Source organism: Extensimonas vulgaris, assembly GCF_003337425.1.
In the GTDB taxonomy this organism is placed as follows: Bacteria; Pseudomonadota; Gammaproteobacteria; order Burkholderiales; family Burkholderiaceae_C; genus Extensimonas; species Extensimonas vulgaris.
In genome coordinates this window covers 1-1,116 of sequence record NZ_QPJU01000028.1, presented here as the reverse complement: position 1 = coordinate 1,116, position 1,116 = coordinate 1, and the positions used below count along the sequence as shown (strand labels likewise).

Genomic DNA, 1,116 nt, shown 5'->3' with positions numbered 1-1,116 from the left:
TACTAAGTAATAAACAAAATTATTTCACAAGTTTCTACTGATAAGTTAAAATCGGCGCATGAATAAAGAACCACCTCGCAAGCCGATTTTCGTTTCTCGCCGTATGGAGCAGCAATGGAACAGAATGCAGGCTGTCAAAATGTCCGGGTCTGGATTCACGGTCAAGGAGATTGCTGATTACTTCGAGGTTTCTACGCGTGCCGTGTATGGCTGGCTGGCGACCTTTGTGGAATTCGGGCAGAACGGACTTCTGGCGAAAGAGGGTGCGGGCCGCCCGCCCAAACTCAATGAGGAGCAAATGCGCTGGATTGCCTTGACTGTCAGGGATAGCACGCCCAATCAGTTGCGATTTGATTTTGGATTGTGGACGTTGCGCCTGATTGGGCAACTGATCGAGCGGCAATTCGGTACGAAGTTGAGCTTGCCGACGTTGGGGAAGATCATGGCCCGGCTGGGCTTTACTGCCCAGCGTCCCCTGCATCGCGCGTACGAGCAGGATGCTACGCTGGTACAGGCTTGGGTGAACACGGAGTTGCCCGCGCTGCGCAGGCGTGCCAAGGCCAAGGGTGCCGTGATCATGTTCGCCGACGAGGCAAGCATGCGCGCCGACTACCATGCTGGAACCACCTGGGCTCCCCAGGGGCGTACGCCTATCGTCCGAGCTTCCGGTCAGCGCCCTTCGGTCAACATGATGTCGGCTGTTGGCATGGACGGACAGTTCCAGTTCATGCTCGTCGAGGGACGCAGCAATGCCGAAACCTTCAAGGCGTTCCTTCAGCAATTGCTCATCGGAACAGACAAACCCATCATCCTGATAGTGGACGGTCATCCGATTCATAAGGCAAAGCTGGTGAAGGAATTCGTTGATTCAACCAACGGAAAATTGGAGTTGTGCTATTTGCCGCCTTATTCGCCGCAACTCAACCCTGACGAACAGGTATGGAAAAATGTCAAAGAACGCGTTGCCAAGCAATTTCCGCGCGACAAATACGATATGCGCAAGATGCTGCGAGAAGCGCTTGAGAGGTTGAAGGGATTGCCAGACATCATTCGCGGATTCTTTAGGCATCCTGAATGCGGGTTTGTGAACTAATTTTGTTTATTGCTTAGTATCTT

Annotated in this window: 1 protein-coding gene; it reads left to right on the top strand. The window is 52.7% G+C overall.

Annotated elements, in window-relative coordinates:
• The first annotated feature begins 103 nt into the window (after positions 1–103).
• Complete coding sequence (locus DFR45_RS14275) at positions 104–1,093, top strand: IS630 family transposase (protein WP_114484399.1); 990 nt, start codon at positions 104–106, stop codon at positions 1,091–1,093.
• Positions 1,094–1,116 lie beyond the last annotated feature (23 nt).

What these genes read in the sequence shown, in the direction of transcription:
- DFR45_RS14275 (WP_114484399.1), top strand. Translation starts at nt 104, where the DNA reads ATGGAGCAGCAATGGAACAGAATGCAGGCTGTCAAAATGTCCGGGTCT.